Annotated in this window: 1 protein-coding gene; it reads right to left on the reverse strand. The window is 60.1% G+C overall.

Annotated features, from left to right (window positions below; genetic code table 11):
* On the reverse strand, nt 1–234 hold a 234-nt coding region (locus AB3X89_RS40705), incomplete at its 3' end, for a hypothetical protein (RefSeq protein ID WP_368588117.1).
* Between the last annotated feature and the right edge of the window lie 19 nt (nt 235–253).

The raw sequence follows: 253 nt of genomic DNA on the forward strand, positions 1-253 counted from the left end.
GTGAACGACCGCATTGGCCGGTGGTGGAATCACCGGCAGCACACCACAGGTTGACCACGCCTCGGTCTGCGCGATACTGTAGTACGCGCCGTCGGCGATCACGCAGTCGACGTTCGCCTCGACTGCCGGTTCTGTTGCAGTAAGGCCCACGTTAAAATTGGGTAGCGAATTTTTGAGCTGTGCGATGAAGAAGACGAAGACACCGCGAACCACACTCGCGCCGGGCCTGGCCAAGGTCCTGAAGCGCCTTCAC

Source organism: Paraburkholderia sp. BR14320 (assembly GCF_040948665.1).
GTDB classification, from domain to species: Bacteria; Pseudomonadota; Gammaproteobacteria; order Burkholderiales; family Burkholderiaceae; genus Paraburkholderia; species Paraburkholderia youngii.